Genomic DNA, 18693 nt, shown 5'->3' with positions numbered 1-18693 from the left:
GCGTCACACCCGATCCGTGCCGCGCTTGCCGAACAGGCCGCTGGGCATGAAGAACAGAACGAAGAGAATGATGATGAAGGCGATGGCGTCCTTGTAGGCCGACGACAGATAGCCCGACGCCATGGCCTCGGCGATACCGACGATCAGGCCGCCGACGATGGCGCCCGTGCCGTTGCCCAGACCGCCCAGCACCGCGGCCGAGAAGCCCTTGAGGCCCAGCATAATGCCCGCCTCGTAATTGGTGAAGGTGATGGGGGTGACCACGATGCCGCCCACCGCGCCCAGCAGGGCCGACAGGGCGAAGCTGGCCAGCAGCACCTTCTTCACCGCCACGCCCACCAACTGGGCGGCCAGACGGTTGTGCGAGGTGCCCAGCATGGCCTTACCGAACATGGTGCGGTTGAAGAAGTACCAGAGCAGCGCGATGGCGACGGCCGAGATGCCGAACACCCACAGGCTCTGGGGCATCAGGGTGGCGCCCAGCACGGCGATGGGCGTCTCGCCCGAGAAGGCCGGCAGGGAATGGAATTCCTTGTCCCAGATGATCTGGGCGGCGCCGCGCAGGAAGATGGAGGCGCCGATGGTGATGATGATGATGGTGACCACGTCGGCGTTGCGCGCCGGTTCGACCGCGAACTTCTCCATGGCGACGCCCACCAGCATGGAGGCGACCATGGCCAAGGGAATGGCCAGATAGATCGGCACACCGGCCGCCACCATGGTGGCGGTCGCCATGCCGCCGACCATGATGAACTCGCCCTGGGCGAAATTGATCACGTGGCTGGCGTTGTAGATGATGGCGAACCCGAGACCGGCCAGCGCATAGATGGCGCCCGACGTCAGCCCGGAAAACAGATACTGCAGGAATGCGGCGAACATGCTTCCCCCAACTCCCTCGGCGAGGTCACCCGGCGGTCCGTCCCGGTAAGGGGAACGGAACCGCCGGCCAACCGTCGGATCAGTCGATCAGCACCCAATCGCCCTTGCGGATTTCCAACATGTGGAAAGCCGACGGCGACAGGCCCATGTGGTCGGCGGGGCTCATGGAGACCAGGCCACCGGTACCCACATAACCCGAAGTCTTCTCGATCTCGTCACGCACCTTGGCCTTGTCGGTGGACTTGGCGCGGTTGATGGCGGCGAGGGCGATCTGCAGACCGTCATAGGCATGACCGGCGAAGGTCGAGACGTCGGACTTGAACGCCGTCTCGTAATCCTTCTTGAAGGCGGTCACCACCGGCTTCTGCGGATCGGAAGCGGGAAGCTGGTCGGGCACCACGATGCCGGCGGCCGGCAGGCGGACACCCTCGGCCGCGTCACCGGCCAGCTTGATGTAGTCCTTGGAAGCGACACCATGGGACTGGTACAGCGGCAGCGCGATGCCCAGCTGCTTGAAGTTCTTGGTGACGATGGCCGGACCCTGGCCAAAGCCGAAGTTGAACACCGCCTGGACGCCGGCGGCGTTCTTGATCTTGGTGAGCTGGGCGGTGACGTCGGGGTCCTTCGGCGAGTAGATCTCGTCGGCGACCACTTCGATGCCGAAGCTCTTCACCACGGCCAGCGACTGGTCATGGCCCGACTTGCCGAAGCCCGCATCCTCCGAGATCATGCCGATCTTGGTGATGCCACGCTTCTTCATGTCCGAGAACACCTTCTCGGCGGCCATCTTGTCGGTGTGGGGAGTCTTGAACACCCACTTCTTCACCGGCTCGACGATGACCACGGCGCCGGCCAGCGAGATGAACGGCACCTCGTTGCGCTCGGCCAGCGGCACGGCGGCCATGGTGGTCGCGGTGGTGGAACCGCCGATCAGCAGATCGACCTTGTCGCTTTCGATCAGGCGCTTGGTGAAGGTGGAAGCCTTCTCGCCGGCGCCGCCGTCGTCATAGACGACCAGCTCGATCTTGCGGCCCTGGACGCCGCCTTCCTTGTTGATGCGCTCGACATACATTTCCAGGGTCTTCTTCTCGGGCTCGCCCAGGAAGGAGGCCGGACCGGTGACCGACAGGATCGAACCGATCTTGATGGGATCGGCGGCGTTGGCCAGACCGGCGTAGGTGGAGCAACCGGCGACGACGACAGCCGCCGCGCCCCATTTCATGAGGTTACGCATTCATTTTCCTCCCAGAAGCAGCTCACGGCTTGTTCCGCCGCGTAGCCTATCTAAAGAGCTATTTAACCCGAGAGCAATGCATTACGCCACGAAAAAATTACGCATTTGGGTACCGGATTACTTATTGACGAAATCCCGGCAATCTGCCGCCGCTCCCTGACCGGAGGTCCGCCCCCCATCCGACCGGAGGTATGTCTCTCTGGCCGAAATGCGTAATCACCTTGAAACGATATGTAGCATTTTGTAACTTATCTCTGGGGGAATAGTACCTGGAACGACGAATCTTCGGAGGTCGGAAAGGCTATGGGAAGCGGGGACACGTCTCTTGTTGAAAAGCTGAAGCTGCAACGCGACCGCTTCATCGCCTTCGCCTTCGCCGGCGCCGACCTGTTGCTGGAGATGGACGACGAGGATGTCGTCACCTACTCGGCCGGGGCGGGCGAGGCGCTTTACGGCATCTCGGACGCCGAGCTGCTTGGTCGGCCGCTGGCCGAATTCATCTTTCCCCGCGACAAGGACAAATTCACCGACGCCATCCAGCGGCTGCGCAATTCCGGGCGCCTGGACCACACGCCGCTGTCCATGGTCGGCCCGTCAGGCGCCGTGTCGCGCATGCGCATGGCCGGCATCAAGCTGCCCCAGTTTCCGTCCGGCTACCATCTGGTGCTGTCGCGCATCTCGCCGCTGGCCACCAGCGAGAACGACCAGTCGGGCCAGACCGCCGATCCCCGGGTGCGCTTCGTCGACATGGTGCGCCAGCGCCTGAACGAGGCCAACCGCCTGGGCGAGGACTACACGCTGACCATGTTCGACCTGTCGGCCTCCAGGTTCGGGGGCACCGAACCGGCCCTGCTGCAGAGCTTCTTCACCACGCTGCACCACGCCCTGGAGGGCTGTTCGGTCCGCCAGTCCTCGGCCGGGGCGCTCAACGACCGCGCCTTCGGCCTGGTCCACGACCAATCCGTCAGTTCGGGCGACGTGCACGACAAGGTCAACGAGGTGTTCCGGCAGTTCAGCGGCAAGGTCAAGGGCGCATCCCTCAAGATGCACAGCGCCTCGCTGGAGATGGACGATTCCGCCATGTCCGAGGATGATCTGGGCAAGGCGCTGACCTTCATCATCAACGGCTTCGTGCGCGACAGCGCCAAGTTCGCCGTCAAGTCCCTGGCCGAAGGCGCCAAGGTGGCGGTGGAAGACACCCTGGTGCGGGTGCGCAATTTCCGCAAGATGATCCGCAGCGACAAGCTGGCCTTCTTCTTCCAGCCCATGGTCAACGTCTCGACCGGCACGGTGCTGGCCTACGAGGCGTTCGGCCGCATCGCCCACGACAAGGGCTTCTTCGCGCCGTCGCAGATCATTCCTTTCGCCACCGACGTGGGCGTCATCGGCGAGTTCGATCTGATGGCGGTGAGGAAGGCCATGAACGCCATGAAGGCGGGAGCCGAGATTTCCTCCCTGGCCAGCATCGCCGTCAACGTGTCGGGCACCTCGCTGGGCAATCCCGCCTTCTATCACTCGCTGGTCAAGATCCTGGAGGAGAACAAGCCGGTTCTGGCCCGTCTGGTCCTGGAAATCACCGACGCCGCCCGGATCTATAACCTGGACGAGGCACGGCGCCTGCTGGCCCGCATCAAGCGCCTGGGCGTGCGCCTGTCGCTGGACGATTTCGGCTCGGGCGGGGCGGCCTTCGACATCTTGAAGATTTTGCCCGCCGATTACGTCAAGATCGACCGCGACTACCTCTTCGACGCGCGCGAGAAGCGCGGCCGCTCGGTGCTGCGCGCCATGGTCAGCCTGACCCACGAACTGGGCATGACCGCCATCGGCGAGTGCATCGAGGACAGCCAGATGCTGAACATCCTCAAGGATGTGGGCATCGAATACGCCCAGGGCCATTTCTTCGCGCCACCCGCCTTGGACGCGGCCCGCAAGATCAAATACTACAAGGATCACCTCAAGGTGGCCGAGTCCTCGGCGGCGGAATAGGCCCCCCCTTCCCCCAGCCCTGTTCACCAAGCAGCCCGGCAATGCCGCCAAGGGACTGGACCCGGCCCGGTGATCTGGTATTTTTCCCTACATGCCGTAATCGCGGCGACGCAGTGGGGGCCTTCCGATATGCATGATCCGTTGAACGCGTTCGCTCTGGGCGGTGACGTCTATCTTGATGGTGTCCCGACCGGTCCGCTGGCCGGACTGACCTTCGCCGCCAAGGACGTCTTCGACGTCGCCGGCTATGTCACCGGGGCGGGCAATCCCGACTGGCGCCGTCTGGCCGAGCCGGCCAAGCACACCGCCTGGGCCGTCAGCACCCTGCTGGAATCCGGCGCCCGGCTGGTGGGCAAGACCCACACCGATGAGCTGACCCGCGGTATCTTCGGCGACAATTCCCATTACGGTACCCCCGACAATCCCCGCGCCCCCGGCCACGTGCCCGGCGGATCAAGCAGCGGTTCGGCGGCGGCCGTGGCCGGCGGGCTGTGTTCCATGGCGCTCGGCACCGACACCGCCGGCTCGACCCGCGTGCCGGCCTCGTTCTGCGGCGTGTTCGGCCTGCGCCCGACACTGGGGGTCATCCCCATGGACGGGGTGCTGAGCCAGTCCAACACCTTCGACACCGTCGGCCTGCTGGCCGACGACCCGGAAATCCTCGCCAGGATGGGCGAGGCGCTGCTGCGCAAGAAGATCAAGGACGTCCGCCCCGCCCAGGTGGTGGTGCTGGAAGACGCCATGGAAGCCTCGGACCCGGCCGTCGCCGCCGCCATCGAGGCCGTCCTGCCCCGTATCAAGGACGCCGTCGCCCCCATCGTGCGCGGCCGCAAGGTCTCGCCGGTGCCGCTGGCCGACTGGGTCGAGCACCAGAACGCCATCCAGGGCCGCGAGGCCTGGGACCGTTTCGGCGAGTGGATCAACAATTCCAATCCCCGCTTCGGCTTCGAGGTGGCGGACAATTTCCTGCGCGGCTCCCGAGTATCGCAGCGCACCCTGTCGGCGGCCCGTGGCTTCCGCCTGCGCGCCAAGCGCTGGGTGCAGGAGGCGCTGGAGGGCAATGCCGTGCTGGTGCTGCCCACCACCCCGGTGACCGCGCCGCCGGTTCACTCGCCCCGCTCGGTAATGTGGGAAATCCGCCACCGCATCGTCAGCCTGACCACCATCGCAGGCATGGCCGGCTGCCCGCAGATCAGCCTGCCGCTGTGCACGGTGGGCGGTCTGCCGGTCGGCCTGTCACTGATCGGCCCGCGCGGCTCCGACGCCATGCTGCTGGCGGCGGCGCAGCGGATCGGCAAGGCTTGAGTCCTTCGGGGCTTCCGCCCCGAACCCCGGTGGGGAGGCTCGGCCTCCCCCTCCAGCCTGTTGATCTAGAATCCCCGAATCCACCTCGGCCGCACCCCGGCGCCCTCGTCCAGGGCGGCGTCGATGCGGGCCAGCAGCTTGCCCTTGTCCTTGGGCAGATTGCCGGCCAGGGCCAGCGCGTTGCTGGCGTGGTTGGAGCGGAAGATCACCGGGGCCGGCGGGTCGAGGCGTTGCAGCAGGTGGCGCAGCTCCGCCAGCACGCCCCGGTCGTCCTGCCACTGGAATTCCTCGCCGAAACGCTCGAAGAAGCGCGGCGCCACGTTGGTCTCCAGGCCCAGCTGCAAGGTGGAGAGATAGGTGGGCGGCGCCCGGTTGACCAGTTCGGCGGTGCCCTCCATGTGGTCCTGCCAGCCGGTCTTGCCGCCCAGGCCCAGGATCACCGTGGCCGAGACCTTGAGGCCGCATTCCCGCGCCTTGGCGAGTGCCGCCTCCATCTGTCTGGCCGAGCCCTTGGCGATGCGCTTCAGCAGGCTATCCGAGCCGGTCTCGATGCCAAGATAGACCAGCCCCAGCCGCCTGGACTTCAAGAGCGCGATATCCTCGGCGCTCTTGCCCAGGATGTCGAAGGGAGTGGCGTAGGCGGAGATGCGCTGCAGCGCCGGAAAGCGGAGCGCCAGATGGTCGCAGATGGCCACCAGCGTCCCGGTGGGCAGGCAATAGGCGTCGCCGTCGGCCAGGAACACCCGGTGGGCATCGGGCCACTCGCCCGCCGCCGCGTCGATGTCGGCGAAGACCTCTTCCAGGCTGCGCGCCCGGTAGGCCTTGGTCTTGTACATGGAGCAGAAGCTGCACTGATTGTAGCGGCAGCCCAGCGTCGCCTGGATGATCAGGTTGTCGCCCTCGGACGGCGGCCGCCACAGGGGGAAATCGTAGTCAAGCACGACCGTTCTCCGGACGCTTTTCGCGCATGGTGACGAATTCCTCGGCCGCCGTGGGGTGAATGCCGACGGTGGCGTCGAACTGGGCCTTGGTGGCGCCGCATTTCAGCGCCACGGCGAAGCCCTGGACGATTTCCGGGGCATCGGCGCCCACCATGTGAAGGCCCAGCACCCGGTCGGTGGCGCGGTCGACCACCAGCTTCATCATGGAGCGCTCGTCGCGCCCGGCCAGAAGGTTGCGCATGGGCTTGAAGCGCGACAGGTAGACGTCGACGACGCCATAGCGCTTGGCCGCCTCGGCCTCGGTGAGGCCCACCGTGCCCACCGGCGGCATGGAGAACACCGCCGAGGGGATATTCTCGTAATCCATGGCGGTGGCCTGGCCGAGGAAGGCGGTCCGCACGAAGGCCATGGCCTCGTTGATGGCGACGGGAGTGAGATTGACCCGGTCGGTGACGTCGCCCACCGCCCAGATGTTGCGGACCGAGGTGCGCGACAGGGCGTCGACCATGACGGCGCCCTTGGAATTGAGCACGATTCCGGCCTGCTCCAGCCCCAACCCCTCGGTGTTGGGGACACGACCGGTGGCGTACATGACCAGGTCTGCCTCGACGGTCTGGCCGTCGGACAGTTCGACGCCGTAACCGTGACCGCGCCGCTGGATGGCGCGGACCTGGGTGGTGGTGCGCAGATCGACGCCCTTCTTGACCATCTCCTCGGCCAGGGTGACGCGGATGTCGGCGTCGAAACCGCGCAGCAAGGTATCGCCGCGCAGCACCTGGGTGACGCCGACGCCAAGCGCATTGAAGATACCGGCGAATTCCACCGCGATATAGCCGCCGCCGACGATCACCACCCGCTCGGGCAATTGCATCAGGTCCAGCGCCTCGTTGGAGGTCACGGCGTGCTCGATGCCCGGTACCTCGGGCAGCGAGGGCCGCCCACCGGTGGCGATCAGGATGGTCTCGGCGGTAAAGACCTTGAGTCCCACCTGCACGGCATGGGCGTTGAGCAGGGTCCCCCGGCCCTCCACCACCGTGACGCCGGACTCCTTGAGCAGGCGGCCGTAGACGCCCTCCAGGCGCTGCAATTCCTCGTTCTTGGCGCTGACGAGGCGCGCCCAGTCGAAATCGGCGCCCTCCATGCTCCAGCCGAAGCCCAGCGAATCGGTCAGTTCCTCGGCGAATTTGGCGCCATAGACCAGCAGCTTCTTGGGCACGCAGCCGCGCATGACGCAGGTGCCGCCCAGCCGGCTCTCCTCCACCACCGCCACCTTGCGGCCCGCCTGCGCCGCCATGCGGCTGGCCCGCACGCCGCCGGAACCGGCCCCCAGGGTGATCAGGTCGAAATCATAGGCGGGCATCAGGAGTCCTCGGTCACGGGCGGTACGGGCGTCGCAATCAACTTGGCATGCCGGAACGGCCATGCCAAGGTGCCAGGAAATTGGTTACCAGGACAACAATGTCGGACACCTCCGAGCATCCCCTCATCCGCCGCCTGCCCTTCCATTACGGTTGGGCGGTGGTCGCCGCCGGCTGTGTCGGCATCTTCGCCTGCCTGGGGCTGGGCCGCCTCGCGCTGGGCATGCTGCTGCCCTCCATGGGCCTGTCGCTGGACCTGTCCCGCAGCCAGATGGGCTGGATATCCACCGGCAACTTCGTGGGCTACATGGCCGCCGTGCTGGTGGTCGGCCCCATGGTCGGCCGCTGGGGGGCGCGGCGCACCGTGGTCGGCGGCCTTGCCCTGGTGGGGCTGTCCATGATGGTGGTATCGCGCGCCGAGGGGTTCGGCCAGGTGCTGGCCCTCTACGTGCTGACCGGCTTCGGCAGCGGCGCCGCCAATGTCCCGGTGATGGGGCTGATCGCCCACTGGTTCGGCCGCAAGGTGCGCGGCCGCGCCGCCGGCTTCGTGGTGATCGGCTCGGGTGTCGCCATCATGACCGTCGGCGCCCTGGTGCCGGCCATCAACGCCATGGTCGGAGCCGAGGGCTGGCGCCTGTCGTGGCTGGTGATCGGCCTGATGGTGCTGGGCGCCGCCCTGATCGACCTCATGGTGCTGCGCAATCATCCGTCCGAGTTGGGCCTGTCGCCGGTGATCGGCCCCGCCGGCCCGCCCGGCACTCCGGCCCCGGTCTGCGCCGCCGCCCCCACTCCGGCGGCCAAGCGGCGCATCCTGGCCCATCTGGGGGCGGTCTATGCCGCCTTCGGCTTCACCTATGTCATCTATGCCACGTTCATCGTCACCGCCCTGGTGCAGGAGCGCGGCTTTCCCGAATCCACCGCCGGCATGTTCTGGTCGTGGATCGGCTTCCTGTCCCTGGCCTCGGGGCCGGTGTTCGGCGGCCTGTCCGACAAAATCGGGCGCCGCGCCGGACTGATGATCGTCTTCGCCTTCCAGGCCACCGCCTACGTGCTGGTGGCGGCTCCCCTGCCCGAGCCGTTCCTCTACGCCTCCATCGTCCTGTTCGGGCTGGTGGTGTGGGCCATCCCGTCCATCATGGCGGCGGCGGTGGGCGACTACTTCGGGCCGGAACAGGCGGCATCCGCCTTCGGGACCGTCACCCTGATCTTCGCCCTGGGCCAGATCGTCGGCCCGGCGGTGGCCGGGCGCATGGCCGATGCCTGGGGCAGCTTTTCCGGCGCCTTCGCCATGGCGGCGGTGGTGGCGGGGTTGGGCTTTGCCGGCGCGGCCTTCCTGCCCAACCCCAGGAAGATGTGATCAGTCCCCGGCCAGTTCCCCCATGGCCGATTGCAGGTAGTTGGGCAGGCCCATGGCGGCGATCAGGCCCTGCTGGTTTTCCAGCCAGTCGATGGCCTCCTCCGCCTCCTCCAGGATTTCCGACAGCTCGTGACGGCTGACGAAATCCTGCTTCTCCTCACAGAGCGCGATGGCCGAGACCAGGGCGGCACGCTCCCTGACCATCATGGCGAGATCGTTGGCGATGATCTCGGGTACGTCCTCGCCGATATAGAGCTTGCCCAGGTCCTGCAGGTTGGGCAGGCCCTCGAGGAACAAGATGCGCTCGATCACCTCGTCGGCGTGTTTCATCTCCTCGATGGACAGCCGGTAGACGGCCTTGCCCAGATCCTTCAGCCCCCAGTTCCTCAGCATGCGGGCATGCAGGAAGAACTGGTTGATGGCGGTCAGCTGGACCTTCAGGACCTCGTTGAGGGCCTTGTTGACGGCCTTGTCGCCCTTCATGCCGCCCCCCCGGTCAGGTTGCCGGCCGCCGATTGCAGATAGTTCTGCAGGCCCAGACGTTCGATCAGGCCCACCTGCTGCTCCAGCCAGTGGGTGTGGTCCTCCTCGGTGTCGGACAGCAGTTCGCGCAGAATGGCGCGGGTCTCGTAATCCTGCTCCTTCTCCACCAGGGCGATGGCGGCGCGCAGTTCGTCCACCACCATCAGTTCGTAGGCCAGGTCGTTCTTCAGCATCTCGGCCACATCCTTGCCGATGTGCAGCTTGCCGCGCTTGCCCACGTCGGGCGTGCCTTCCAGGAACAGGATGCGGCGGATCAGCTTGTCGGCATGCTCCAACTCCTCCTCGCGCTCATGGGCGATGCGCTCGTAGAGGCGGTGGAAGCCCCAATTGGCCATCATCCGCGAATGGGCGAAGTACTGGTCGGCGGCGGTCAGTTCCGCCGACAGCAACTTGTTGAGACAATCGATGACCTTCTTACTGCCCTGCATGGCCTTGCCCTCCTTCAACCGTTGGAGGGATGATGGAGAGGGCGGGATGGGTTATCAAGTTTTTTCATTTAAAATCAAAGATATCGCCATACTTCTAAGACTTATTCGCGAATCCGTTCCGGCCTTATCCTGATCAGGATATCCACTCCGTCCAGCTCATAGCCGGGAGGGGGAGACGGCAGATGGTCGAGAACCGGCTGGCGCCCCGGGATGTCGCTCAGCCGGCCGGTGGAAAGGTCGAGGAAATGGTGGTGCCCAGCCGGGCTGGTGCAGAACCAGGTCCGCTCGCCCAGATCGATGCGGCGCACCAGCCCCGCCTTGGCGAACTGGTTGAGGATATTGTAGGTGGTGGCCAGCGACAGCCTCAGCCCCGCCTTCGCCGCCAGACGGTGCATCTCGTCGGCCGATACGTTGCCGGAGCCCAGGGTCCGCAGAAGCTCGACCATTCCCCGCCGCTGCCGGGTCGGCCGCAGCCCGGCATCGCGGAGGACGGTTTCGGAAGGGATCACGCCAGCCTCGCTATTGCGAATTACTCGCAATCACTAGCCCAGTATGCCTCTCCCGGCAAGGGGCTTTTGCCCGTCACGCCCCGCCCTGGCTCAGCCGGTCCAGCCGCAGGCGGTGGCGGGCATCGAACAGCCGGCCGGCACCTCGTGCCCGGCAAAGGCGATCATCGCCAGGGCGCGCAGCAGGGCCAGACGCTGGCGCTCGCCGGTGGACAGCCGCGCCACCGGAGCGGCGCCGGTCCCGTCGCCCAATCCCAACCGCATTGCCCGCTCCCGACGGACCGCTCACCGCCAGGCACTCTCCCGCTTCCAGGCGGAAACCGGCGGGCGCCAGTCCGGGACGGGTCAGCCCCTCGATCTCAAGCATCGTCCTGCCATCTGCGGGCGATGATGCCGGCGGCGATCAGTTGGATCAGGTGATAGAGGATGATCGGCGCGATGATCAGGCCAAGGGCCGGCGAGGCGCCGAACATGATCTTGGCCATGGGCACCCCGGTGGCCAGCGACTTCTTGGTGCCGCAGAACACCCCGGCGATGGCGTCCTCGCGGTTGAAGCCGAGGCTGCGGCAGACCAGCCGCAGCAAAAGAAAGACGAAGGCGAACAGGGCCAGCGATCCGCCCACCGCCTGGGCCACGAAACCGGCCCCCTGCCCGGCCCACACCCCCTCGGCCACGGAATCCGAGAAGGAGTTGAAGACGATCAGCAGGATGGTGATGCGGTCCAGGGATTTCAGCCACGCCGTGTTGCGCTCGATCCAGCCCCGCCCCCAGGGCCGCAGCACCTGGCCCAGCACGATGGGCAGCAGCACCAGCAGCACGATCTTGAGCAGCACCCGCCCCATGTCCAGCGAAGTGCCGCCGGTGGAGGACAGATACCAGTTGACCCACAGCGGCGTCAGCACCACGCCGAGCAGGCTGGACAGGGTGGCGTTGAAGATGGCGCCGGCCACGTTGCCGCGGGCGATGGAGGTCATGGCCACCGAGGACGAGATGGTCGACGGCAGCGCCGCCAGGAAAAAGAAGCCCAGCATCAGCTCCGGCCCGATCCGCCCGCCCAGCGCCAGGGCCGAACCCCAGACCAGGGCGGGAAACAGCACGAAGGTAGACGACTGGACCACCAGATGCAGGCGCCAGTTCATCAGACCGGCCTTCATGCGTTCGGGCGGCAAGGTCAGGCCGTAGAGCAGAAAGGCCAACGCCACGCCATAGACGGTGACGGCGTCCATGTGGAGATAGCCGCCGCTCCTGCCGAAATCGGGCAGCACCCAGGCCAGCCCCACCATGGAGACCAGCCCCAGCAGGAAGGCGTCGATACCGATGCGGGCGAGAAGCTTGAACACGCGGAACCTCGGGAAGGCGAAAGGGCGGTTGGGACACTAACCCAACCGATACCCCGGGAGGCAAGACGATCCTGCACGCCATCGTCGACTTTTGCCCCCTGCTCTGGCATGACGGAGGCATGAGCCGGTCAACGCCCAAGCACCGCATCCTCAATCCCGACGGGTCGAGTAACGTCGCCCGCCTGGGACTGGAAAAGCGCGGCTGGCTGGACGACCATTACCACCACTTGCTGACGGTCGGCTGGCCGGCCTTCTTCGCCGTGATCACCGGCATCTATCTGGTGACCAACGCCCTGTTCGCCCTGGCCTATCTGGCCTGCGGCGACGTCATCGAGAACGCCCGGCCGGGCTCGTTCACCGATTGCTTCTTCTTCAGCGTGCAGACCATGGCGACCATCGGCTATGGCCGCCTGATTCCGGTGGGGCCGCTGGCCAACACCCTGGTCACCCTGGAGGCGCTGTGCGGCATGCTGGGTCTGGCGGTGGCGGCCAGCCTGATCTACGCCCGCTTCACCCGCCCCACCGCCGGGGTGCTGTTCAGTTCCCGCACGGTGATCACCGGCTTCGAGGGCAAGCCCACCTTGATGATGCGGCTGGCCAACCTGCGCATCGAGCAGATCATCGAGGCCGACGTCCATCTGGTGCTGGTCCGCAGCGAGATCAGCGAGGAAGGCATGATGTTCCGCCGCTTCCACGATCTGCAATTGACCCGCTCCCACTCGCCGATCTTCTCGCTGTCATGGACGATCATGCACCCCATCGACCATCACAGCCCGCTTTACGGCGAGACCGACGAGACGCTCCGCCACAGCCACGCCGAATTGCTGGTGCTGTTCACCGGCCACCACGAGGCCTTCGCCCAGAACGTCCATGCACGCCACGCCTATTCCTGCGACGAGATCATCTGGGGTGGCCGCTTCGTCGACGTCTTCACCACCTTGCCCGACGGCAGCCGCGCCCTGGACCTGACCAAGTTCCACGAGATCGCCCGGTGACCCGCACCGTCATCGCCGTATTCCTGCTGCTGCTCGCCCTCCCCGCCCGATCCGAGACCGTTGAAGGCAACCGTATCTTCGTGGAATTCGCCTACGACGCCAGCACGCCGGAACTGGCCGCCGCCGAGCGATGGGGACGGAGCTACTTCGCCAAGGCCAAGGCGGCGGGGCGCCCCGTGCGGCTCAGCGTCGGGCGCTCGCGCGGGACCACCCTGATCAGCCTGGAATCGGTGGCCATCTGCGACCGGGTCAAGGCCTGTCCGCTGCTGGTGTTCCGCGACCTGACGGGCAAACCCATCCTGGAAACCACCTCGTTCCAGAACGTGCTGATCGAATACCGTGAAAAGGAAATCTTCCTGGTGCTCCGCCTGTGGGAGCAAACCACCGAATGCCGGATCACCGGCATGGGACGGGCCAAGTGCAGGAAGGTGCCGAAGAAGGCCGGCTAGCGCCGCTTGTCGAACACCACCACCTCGCCCTCGCGCCCCATGTTGAGCATGATGCGCGCCCGCTCTTCCAGCATGTCGGGGTCCAGGTGATCGGGTCGCAGAAGCTGCACCCGGTGTTCCATCTCGGTCCGCTCGGACGCCACCCGGGACAGGTGCATCTCCGCCTCGAGGATCTCCCCCTGCAACCGGAAATAGGCCAGCACTCCGCGATCACCTTCAACGGTGTGGTAGGTGAAATAGGCCACGGCGCCAAGCCCGATCATCGGTCCGACGACGCGACGACAGCGGCTGAGAAGTTCCTGCAACATGAAGGGGATGGAATCACATGCTGATTCATTGCGTCAACACATGCATTCACACTGCGTTCACTTTTCCGTCGGGTGAGTCACTGGTGTTGCAGAAATGACTCACTATTTCCAAGGTTATGTGAACCCACTCACATTTGGGGGGCCCGCGACATATCTTCAAGCCGTCGCCGGCAGGGTGATGACGAATACCGCACCGCCCCCCGCCCGGTTCTCGGCGCGGATGGAACCGCCCATGTCGCGGATGATGCCGTAGGACAGCGACAGGCCGAGGCCCAGGCCCTCGCCCACCTCCTTGGTGCTGAAGAACGGCTCGAACACCCGGTCGGCCACCTCGGGCGAAAGGCCGGGACCGCTGTCGGCCACGGAAATCACCACTTCGCCGCCCACCGGCACCGCTTCGACCAGGATACGCCGGGCCGGGGCGTCGGACACCGCATCGATGGCGTTGGCCAGCAGGTTGACGAACACCTGGTCCAGCCGTCCGGGATCGCCGGCCACCCGCAGCCCCTGGGGCGGAGTCCAGACCAGATCGATATCGGCCTGCCGCACCCGCACCGCCAGCAGCGCCACGGCGCGGCTGACCGAGGCGGCGGGGTCCATGGCCTGCGACGCCACCGGGCTCTTGCGGGCGAAAACCCGCAGATGGCGGATGATATCGGCCATGCGGCGGCACAGATCGTCGATCATGGACAGGTTGGTGCCGGTGGTTTCGGCGTTGCCGCGCTCGAGGAAGATGCGGGAACTGGCGACGAAGGTCTGGATGGCGGCCAGGGGCTGGTTGAGCTCGTGGGCGATGGCCGCCGACATCTGGCCGAGCGCAGCCATCTTGCCGGCATGGATCAGTTCGTCCTGGGTCTCGCGCAGATGACGTTCGGTGCGCTGGCGCTCGACGATCTCGGCGCTCAGCGCCTCGGTGCGCTGGGCCACCAGCAATTCCAGGGTGTCGCGGGCATCCAGCTTGGCCTTCAGCACCAGACGCCGCTGCCGCAGATAGAGCAGCAGCAGGATGAAGGCCACCCAGCCCAGCCCGGCCAGGGCGGCGGTGGAGCGCACATTGCTTTCCATCACCTCCCAGTCGGCGAGGTAGTGGATGGCCCAGCCCTCCTCGTCCAGGGCCTGGGCCTGGGCCACGAAGGTGGACTCGCCGACCCGCTCCAGCCGGGCGGCCTCGCCCAGTTGCAGCAACGCCCGCCGACCCAGCGGATGCAGCGGAACGGCGCCGTAGCGCTGGGTGACGTCGAGCTTATGGCGAAGTTCCGCCGTCACCGGGCCGTCGACGGCATATTTCCATTGGGGGCGGCTGGTCAGGATCACCATGCCGTCCTCGTCGGTGACCATCACCGCGCCATCGCCGCCGCCCCAATCCTCCTCCAGGGTCTCCAGGTCGATCTTGACCACCACCGAGCCGATGATCCGGCCCGCCGCGTCGCGCACCGCCGAGGCGAGGAAATAGCCCGGCAACTTGGTGGTCACCCCGATGCCGAAGAACCGCCCCACCCCGGTGGTCATCACCTGGGTGAAATAGGGGCGGAAGCTGTAGTCGTTGCCCACATACGAGGTCTCGGTGCGCCAGTTGCTGGCCGCCACGGTCACGCCGCGTTCGTTCATGACGTAGAGCGAGGCCGAGCGGGCGCTGGTATTGATGGTCTCCAGCTTGATGCTGAGCGCGGCGGCATGGCCGGGATTGCCGCTCAGCACCTCGATCACCTCGCGGTCCAGGGCGATGGTGGCCGGCAGGTAGGAAAAGCGGTCGAGCGCCGCCCGGATGGTCGAGGCGTAGAGGCCCAGGCGCTGCTGCCCCACGACCAGGGCGCCGTCCAGCGCCTCGGTGCGGGCCCGCTGGTAGACCCAGGCCACCACCAGCCCGCCCAGCAGCGCCGCCAGCACCAGCATCCCGGAGATGGGGCGACTGGGCGGCGCGGGCGATGGGGCTTCCGGCTGGGTCATGGCCTAGAGGCAAACACAGGAATCGCGTCCCCGGCAATTTGATTTTCGCGCCGGCTCGGTTATGGTCCTGGCATGAGCGCCGGTCAGATTCTGTTCGTCGACGACGAGGAACCCATGCGGATCGCCGTCAAGCAATGGCTTGGACTGGCGGGATTCGACGTGGCCGTCCTGGGGCGGCCCGAGGCGGCGCTCGCCCGGCTGTCCAAGGACTTCGCCGGCATCCTTGTCAGCGACGTGCGCATGCCCGGCGGCCTGGACGGGCTGGGGCTGCTGAAGGCGGCCCAGGCCCTGGACACCGACCTGCCGGTGATCCTGGTCACCGGCCACGGCGACATTCCCCTGGCGGTGGAAGCCATGCGGGAAGGCGCCTACGACTTCATCGAGAAGCCCTTCGTGCCGGAACGTCTGGCCGAGGCGGTGGGCCGCGCCTGCGAGAAGCGGCGGCTGGTCCTCGAGAACCGCCGCCTGCGCGCGCTCGGCGCCGGCGATGACATGGCGCACCGCCTGATCGGCCCGTCGCTGGCCATGGAGAAAGTCCGCGCCGACGTGCGGGAACTGGCCGCCCTGCCGCTCAACGTGGTGATCTTCGGCGACACCGGCTGCGGCAAGGAACTGGTGGCCCGCTGCCTGCACGATTACGGCCCGCGCGCCGCCAGGCCCTTCGTGGCGATCAACTGCGCCGCCATCCCCGAAACCATGTTCGAGAGCGAGTTCTTCGGCCACGAGGCCGGGGCCTTCACCGGAGCCGCCCAGCGCCGCGCCGGCAAGATCGAGCATGCCGATGGCGGCACCTTGTTCCTCGACGAGGTGGAAAGCATGCCGCTGGCGCTCCAGGCCAAGCTGCTGCGGGTACTGCAGGAGCAATGCGTCGAGCCGCTGGGCGGCAACCGCACCATTCCCGTGGATGTGCGGGTGATCACCGCCGCCAAGGCCGACCTGCTGGACGAGGTGCGGGCGGGCCGCTTCCGCGAGGATCTCTATTACCGCCTGCACGTAGCGGAAATCCGCCTGCCGCCCCTGGCCCAGCGGCCGGACGACATCGTCGCGCTGTTCCAAAGCTTCGCCGCCCGCGCCGCCGCCGCCCATGGACGCAATCCGCCGTCCCTGGCCGAGGACGACCTGCGGGCGCTGCTCGCCCGTGACTGGCCCGGCAACGTGCGGGAACTGCGCAACGAGGCCGAGCGCTTCGCCTTAGGGCTAGGCCTGCGGCGCGGCGCCCCCCTGCCGCCCCAGGACGACGAATCCAGCCTGCAGGCCAGCGTCGCCGCCTTCGAGAAGCGCCGTATCGAGGAGGCCCTCCGCCAGGCCAGGGGCGACGTCGCCCTGGTGATGGCCCGCCTCGACCTGCCGCGCCGCACCCTCAACGAGAAGATGGCCAAGTACGGCATCGACCGCCGCGCCCTCCTGCAATAGGTGGGCGGCGGGTCGCCCCGCCGCCCCTCTCCGGCGTCAGGAGGCCGGAGACGCCTGCTCCAGTTGTCCCAGCATGGTCTGCCACGACGGCGTCGCTCCGGAGACGCAGAGATTCGCCATGTAGGTGTCGGTCTGCTCGATCCAGGTAACCAATGCCTCCTGGGCGCTGCTCCAGGGAGGATTGCCGCCGCTGATGGGCGGATTGAGCCGGAAGAACTTGGAACCAAGCGCCTGGGACAGGAATGCGTCGGTTCCCATGCCAGGACCGTCCTTCAGCATGGTCATCAGCAGCATGTCGCCGTTGCAATTCAGCCAGCCGGGCCGACCGACGAACGGCAGGGCGCCGGCCCGCTCGACGCTGGTGTACTGGGGCTCGGTCGAGATGGAGGTGTAGCCGCAGCCGACGGAGATGAAGCTGTTGATGGGGATGTTGTTGTCGAGGCAGTAGAAATAGACCGCCAGCGCCGGACTGCCGGCATAGATGCCGCCGTCGACGAAGTAGTTGATCGCTCCGCCGTCGCTGCCCCCCTGGGTGAATTGCAGGTCGGCGGGAACCGGCGGCAGCAGCATGGGAAAGGCGCTGCTCATCAGGCAGGCCTGCAGGACGCTCAAGTTTTCCAGGGCCGAGGATGGATTGACCACCTGGGTGGTGTTGGTCAGCAATTGCGGGCCGGGCGGCGTCGAGGGATAGGTGTTGGCGCCGATGGTCACCGCCTGCTTGTTGATGACGGCGCCGACGGTGATGCCGTAATCGGGGGTCGGCATCGGCGTGGGTGGAAAATTGACGTTGAAGCTGGTGATCAGCAGGGTGTTCGGCGCATCCGACAGATGCATCACCGTCGAGCAGCCCTGATTGACCGGACCCGGCGTGAAATCCTCCATCCCGGGGACTTTCGACGATCCGGAAGCCGGGCTGCGGGTCAGGGCGTAGGCCCAGCCGGGATTGCCGTAGAGACCGGCGATGATGCTGGCCAGGGAAGCATTGCCGAAGGCGGTCGAGAACGACGTCAGCATGCTGGTTTCCGCCAGCGGCGTGCTCGTGCCCACCAGCGGGAAGATCGTTCCGGCATTGCCGATGTAGAAGGACAGGGCGTCATTGGCCGAATTGGTCTGTCCGGCCGCCGTCGGGACCGAGAGCGTCGCGGCCAGCAGCGAGCCCGTCGAGGTCCCGCCGATCACCTCGAACCATTGATTGAGGGCGTAACTCCCGGGCAATTGGGGAATCGAGCCGCCGCCCGACATGGTCGCCGGCTTGATGGAGATTGACGAATTATTGGTCCCCGGGTCGGGCGGCACCGTGACCGTGGCGACCGAACCGTCCAGGTAGGAAAGAATGCGCGCAGGGATCACGCCCATGAGGGCGCCGCCGTCGATGGACAGGATGTTCACACCGGATGCCGACATCTAACTCTCCCATTAGCTGTTTTTTTAATAGAATGACTCCGTTAGAGCGTTATCTGTATCTATAAAAATCCCAAAGAAATATATATGCCATTACACATACTCCGTTACGAGTATACAGCTCTAATTAAAATCTTTTAGTTGATTGATCCGCATCATCGGCGGAATTCCGCCGATCCGGCGCGATGTTCGGCGGAGATTCGCCGACACCGGCCAGGGGTTGGGTGGCGGCAATCACGCAATTTCAATGTGTTACGTAAAATCGCCCGATTGGCCCGCCCATTGCTCTTGCCTTCCGCAAAA

Annotated in this window: 18 protein-coding genes; 6 read left to right on the top strand and 12 right to left on the bottom strand. The window is 66.2% G+C overall.

Annotated features, from left to right (window positions below; translation table 11 throughout):
- Nucleotides 1-3: 3 nt before the first annotated feature.
- Nucleotides 4-879, bottom strand: coding sequence for a branched-chain amino acid ABC transporter permease (locus CP958_RS04205; RefSeq protein ID WP_096700745.1), 876 nt, complete (start codon nt 877-879; stop codon nt 4-6).
- A gap of 79 nt (nt 880-958) precedes the next feature.
- The gene (locus CP958_RS04200; RefSeq protein ID WP_096700744.1) at nt 959-2113 is read right to left on the bottom strand and encodes an ABC transporter substrate-binding protein; all 1155 of its coding nucleotides are present in this window, start codon (nt 2111-2113) and stop codon (nt 959-961) included.
- A 303-nt stretch (nt 2114-2416) separates the two neighbouring features.
- Here CP958_RS04200 and CP958_RS04195 point away from each other — a divergent pair, with 303 nt between their 5' ends.
- Both CP958_RS04195 and CP958_RS04190 read left to right on the top strand, forming a co-directional pair.
- Entirely contained in the window at nt 2417-4099 is a 1683-nt protein-coding gene (locus CP958_RS04195; RefSeq protein ID WP_096700743.1) for an EAL domain-containing protein, read from the top strand.
- A gap of 141 nt (nt 4100-4240) precedes the next feature.
- The gene (locus tag CP958_RS04190) at nt 4241-5404 is read left to right on the top strand and encodes an amidase (RefSeq protein ID WP_242442737.1); all 1164 of its coding nucleotides are present in this window, start codon (nt 4241-4243) and stop codon (nt 5402-5404) included.
- A 65-nt stretch (nt 5405-5469) separates the two neighbouring features.
- Here CP958_RS04190 and CP958_RS04185 read toward each other — a convergent pair whose 3' ends face one another.
- Nucleotides 5470-6345 (bottom strand): radical SAM protein, encoded by an 876-nt coding sequence (locus CP958_RS04185; RefSeq protein WP_096700741.1) that lies wholly within the window; start codon nt 6343-6345, stop codon nt 5470-5472.
- Nucleotides 6338-7705 carry a glutathione-disulfide reductase gene (gene gor, locus CP958_RS04180; RefSeq protein ID WP_096700740.1) on the bottom strand — a complete coding sequence of 456 codons (1368 nt, stop codon included), beginning with the start codon at nt 7703-7705 and terminating at the stop codon, nt 6338-6340. The genes CP958_RS04185 and gor overlap by 8 nt, the downstream gene beginning before the upstream one ends.
- A gap of 98 nt (nt 7706-7803) precedes the next feature.
- Here gor and CP958_RS04175 point away from each other — a divergent pair, with 98 nt between their 5' ends.
- Entirely contained in the window at nt 7804-9060 is a 1257-nt protein-coding gene (locus CP958_RS04175; protein ID WP_096700739.1) for an MFS transporter, read from the top strand.
- Here the strand turns inward: CP958_RS04175 and bfr (CP958_RS04170) are convergent, their stop codons facing one another.
- The 5 genes from bfr (CP958_RS04170) to CP958_RS04155 all read right to left on the bottom strand — a co-directional run bounded on the left by bfr (CP958_RS04170) (nt 9061) and on the right by CP958_RS04155 (nt 11877).
- A complete protein-coding gene (gene bfr, locus CP958_RS04170; protein ID WP_096700738.1) occupies nt 9061-9543 on the bottom strand; it encodes a bacterioferritin in 483 nt (160 codons plus the stop codon).
- Nucleotides 9540-10031 carry a bacterioferritin gene (gene bfr, locus CP958_RS04165; protein WP_096700764.1) on the bottom strand — a complete coding sequence of 164 codons (492 nt, stop codon included), beginning with the start codon at nt 10029-10031 and terminating at the stop codon, nt 9540-9542. The genes bfr (CP958_RS04170) and bfr (CP958_RS04165) overlap by 4 nt, the downstream gene beginning before the upstream one ends.
- Before the next feature lie 101 nt (nt 10032-10132).
- A complete protein-coding gene (locus CP958_RS04160) occupies nt 10133-10540 on the bottom strand; it encodes a Fur family transcriptional regulator (protein ID WP_242442736.1) in 408 nt (135 codons plus the stop codon).
- 90 nt (nt 10541-10630) lie between these two features.
- On the bottom strand, nt 10631-10801 hold the full coding sequence (locus CP958_RS26230) for a hypothetical protein (RefSeq protein WP_170958828.1): 171 nt from the start codon (nt 10799-10801) through the stop codon (nt 10631-10633).
- 95 nt (nt 10802-10896) lie between these two features.
- On the bottom strand, nt 10897-11877 hold the full coding sequence (locus CP958_RS04155; RefSeq protein ID WP_096700737.1) for a bile acid:sodium symporter family protein: 981 nt from the start codon (nt 11875-11877) through the stop codon (nt 10897-10899).
- Nucleotides 11878-11996: 119 nt separating this feature from the next.
- Between CP958_RS04155 and CP958_RS04150 the strand changes: the two genes are divergently transcribed.
- Both CP958_RS04150 and CP958_RS04145 read left to right on the top strand, forming a co-directional pair.
- Entirely contained in the window at nt 11997-12872 is an 876-nt protein-coding gene (locus tag CP958_RS04150) for an ion channel (RefSeq protein ID WP_096700736.1), read from the top strand.
- Nucleotides 12869-13321: a hypothetical protein gene (locus tag CP958_RS04145; protein WP_096700735.1), complete on the top strand. Its 453-nt coding sequence runs from the start codon at nt 12869-12871 to the stop codon at nt 13319-13321. Before CP958_RS04150 ends, CP958_RS04145 begins: the two co-directional genes overlap by 4 nt.
- On the opposite strand, the gene CP958_RS04140 is transcribed toward CP958_RS04145, so the two are convergent.
- Nucleotides 13318-13629 (bottom strand): septum formation initiator family protein, encoded by a 312-nt coding sequence (locus CP958_RS04140; protein ID WP_242442735.1) that lies wholly within the window; start codon nt 13627-13629, stop codon nt 13318-13320. The genes CP958_RS04145 and CP958_RS04140 overlap by 4 nt on opposite strands.
- 156 nt (nt 13630-13785) lie before the next feature.
- Complete coding sequence (locus tag CP958_RS04135; RefSeq protein ID WP_141400411.1) at nt 13786-15576, bottom strand: ATP-binding protein; 1791 nt, start codon at nt 15574-15576, stop codon at nt 13786-13788.
- A 72-nt stretch (nt 15577-15648) separates the two neighbouring features.
- Between CP958_RS04135 and CP958_RS04130 the strand changes: the two genes are divergently transcribed.
- Nucleotides 15649-16989, top strand: a complete 1341-nt coding sequence (locus CP958_RS04130; protein WP_096700732.1) for a sigma-54 dependent transcriptional regulator — start codon at nt 15649-15651, stop codon at nt 16987-16989.
- Between the two features lie 36 nt (nt 16990-17025).
- Here the strand turns inward: CP958_RS04130 and CP958_RS04125 are convergent, their stop codons facing one another.
- Entirely contained in the window at nt 17026-18393 is a 1368-nt protein-coding gene (locus CP958_RS04125) for a patatin-like phospholipase family protein (RefSeq protein WP_096700731.1), read from the bottom strand.
- Nucleotides 18394-18693: the final 300 nt, after the last annotated feature.

It is taken from the genome of Magnetospirillum sp. 15-1 (assembly GCF_900184795.1).
Lineage (GTDB): Bacteria > Pseudomonadota > Alphaproteobacteria > Rhodospirillales > Magnetospirillaceae > Phaeospirillum.
This window is presented reverse-complemented; position numbering and strand designations above follow the sequence as displayed.

Bases quoted from the DNA above. Each gene is read 5' to 3' on its own strand.
- bfr (WP_096700738.1), bottom strand. From the start codon at position 9,543: ATGAAGGGCGACAAGGCCGTCAACAAGGCCCTCAACGAGGTCCTGAAG.
- CP958_RS26230 (WP_170958828.1), bottom strand. From the start codon at position 10,801: ATGCGGTTGGGATTGGGCGACGGGACCGGCGCCGCTCCGGTGGCGCGG.
- CP958_RS04195 (WP_096700743.1), top strand. From the start codon at position 2,417: ATGGGAAGCGGGGACACGTCTCTTGTTGAAAAGCTGAAGCTGCAACGC.
- CP958_RS04130 (WP_096700732.1), top strand. From the start codon at position 15,649: ATGAGCGCCGGTCAGATTCTGTTCGTCGACGACGAGGAACCCATGCGG.
- gor (WP_096700740.1), bottom strand. From the start codon at position 7,705: ATGCCCGCCTATGATTTCGACCTGATCACCCTGGGGGCCGGTTCCGGC.
- CP958_RS04150 (WP_096700736.1), top strand. From the start codon at position 11,997: ATGAGCCGGTCAACGCCCAAGCACCGCATCCTCAATCCCGACGGGTCG.
- CP958_RS04200 (WP_096700744.1), bottom strand. From the start codon at position 2,113: ATGCGTAACCTCATGAAATGGGGCGCGGCGGCTGTCGTCGTCGCCGGT.
- bfr (WP_096700764.1), bottom strand. From the start codon at position 10,031: ATGCAGGGCAGTAAGAAGGTCATCGATTGTCTCAACAAGTTGCTGTCG.
- CP958_RS04140 (WP_242442735.1), bottom strand. From the start codon at position 13,629: ATGTTGCAGGAACTTCTCAGCCGCTGTCGTCGCGTCGTCGGACCGATG.
- CP958_RS04135 (WP_141400411.1), bottom strand. From the start codon at position 15,576: ATGACCCAGCCGGAAGCCCCATCGCCCGCGCCGCCCAGTCGCCCCATC.
- CP958_RS04125 (WP_096700731.1), bottom strand. From the start codon at position 18,393: ATGTCGGCATCCGGTGTGAACATCCTGTCCATCGACGGCGGCGCCCTC.
- CP958_RS04175 (WP_096700739.1), top strand. From the start codon at position 7,804: ATGTCGGACACCTCCGAGCATCCCCTCATCCGCCGCCTGCCCTTCCAT.
- CP958_RS04205 (WP_096700745.1), bottom strand. From the start codon at position 879: ATGTTCGCCGCATTCCTGCAGTATCTGTTTTCCGGGCTGACGTCGGGC.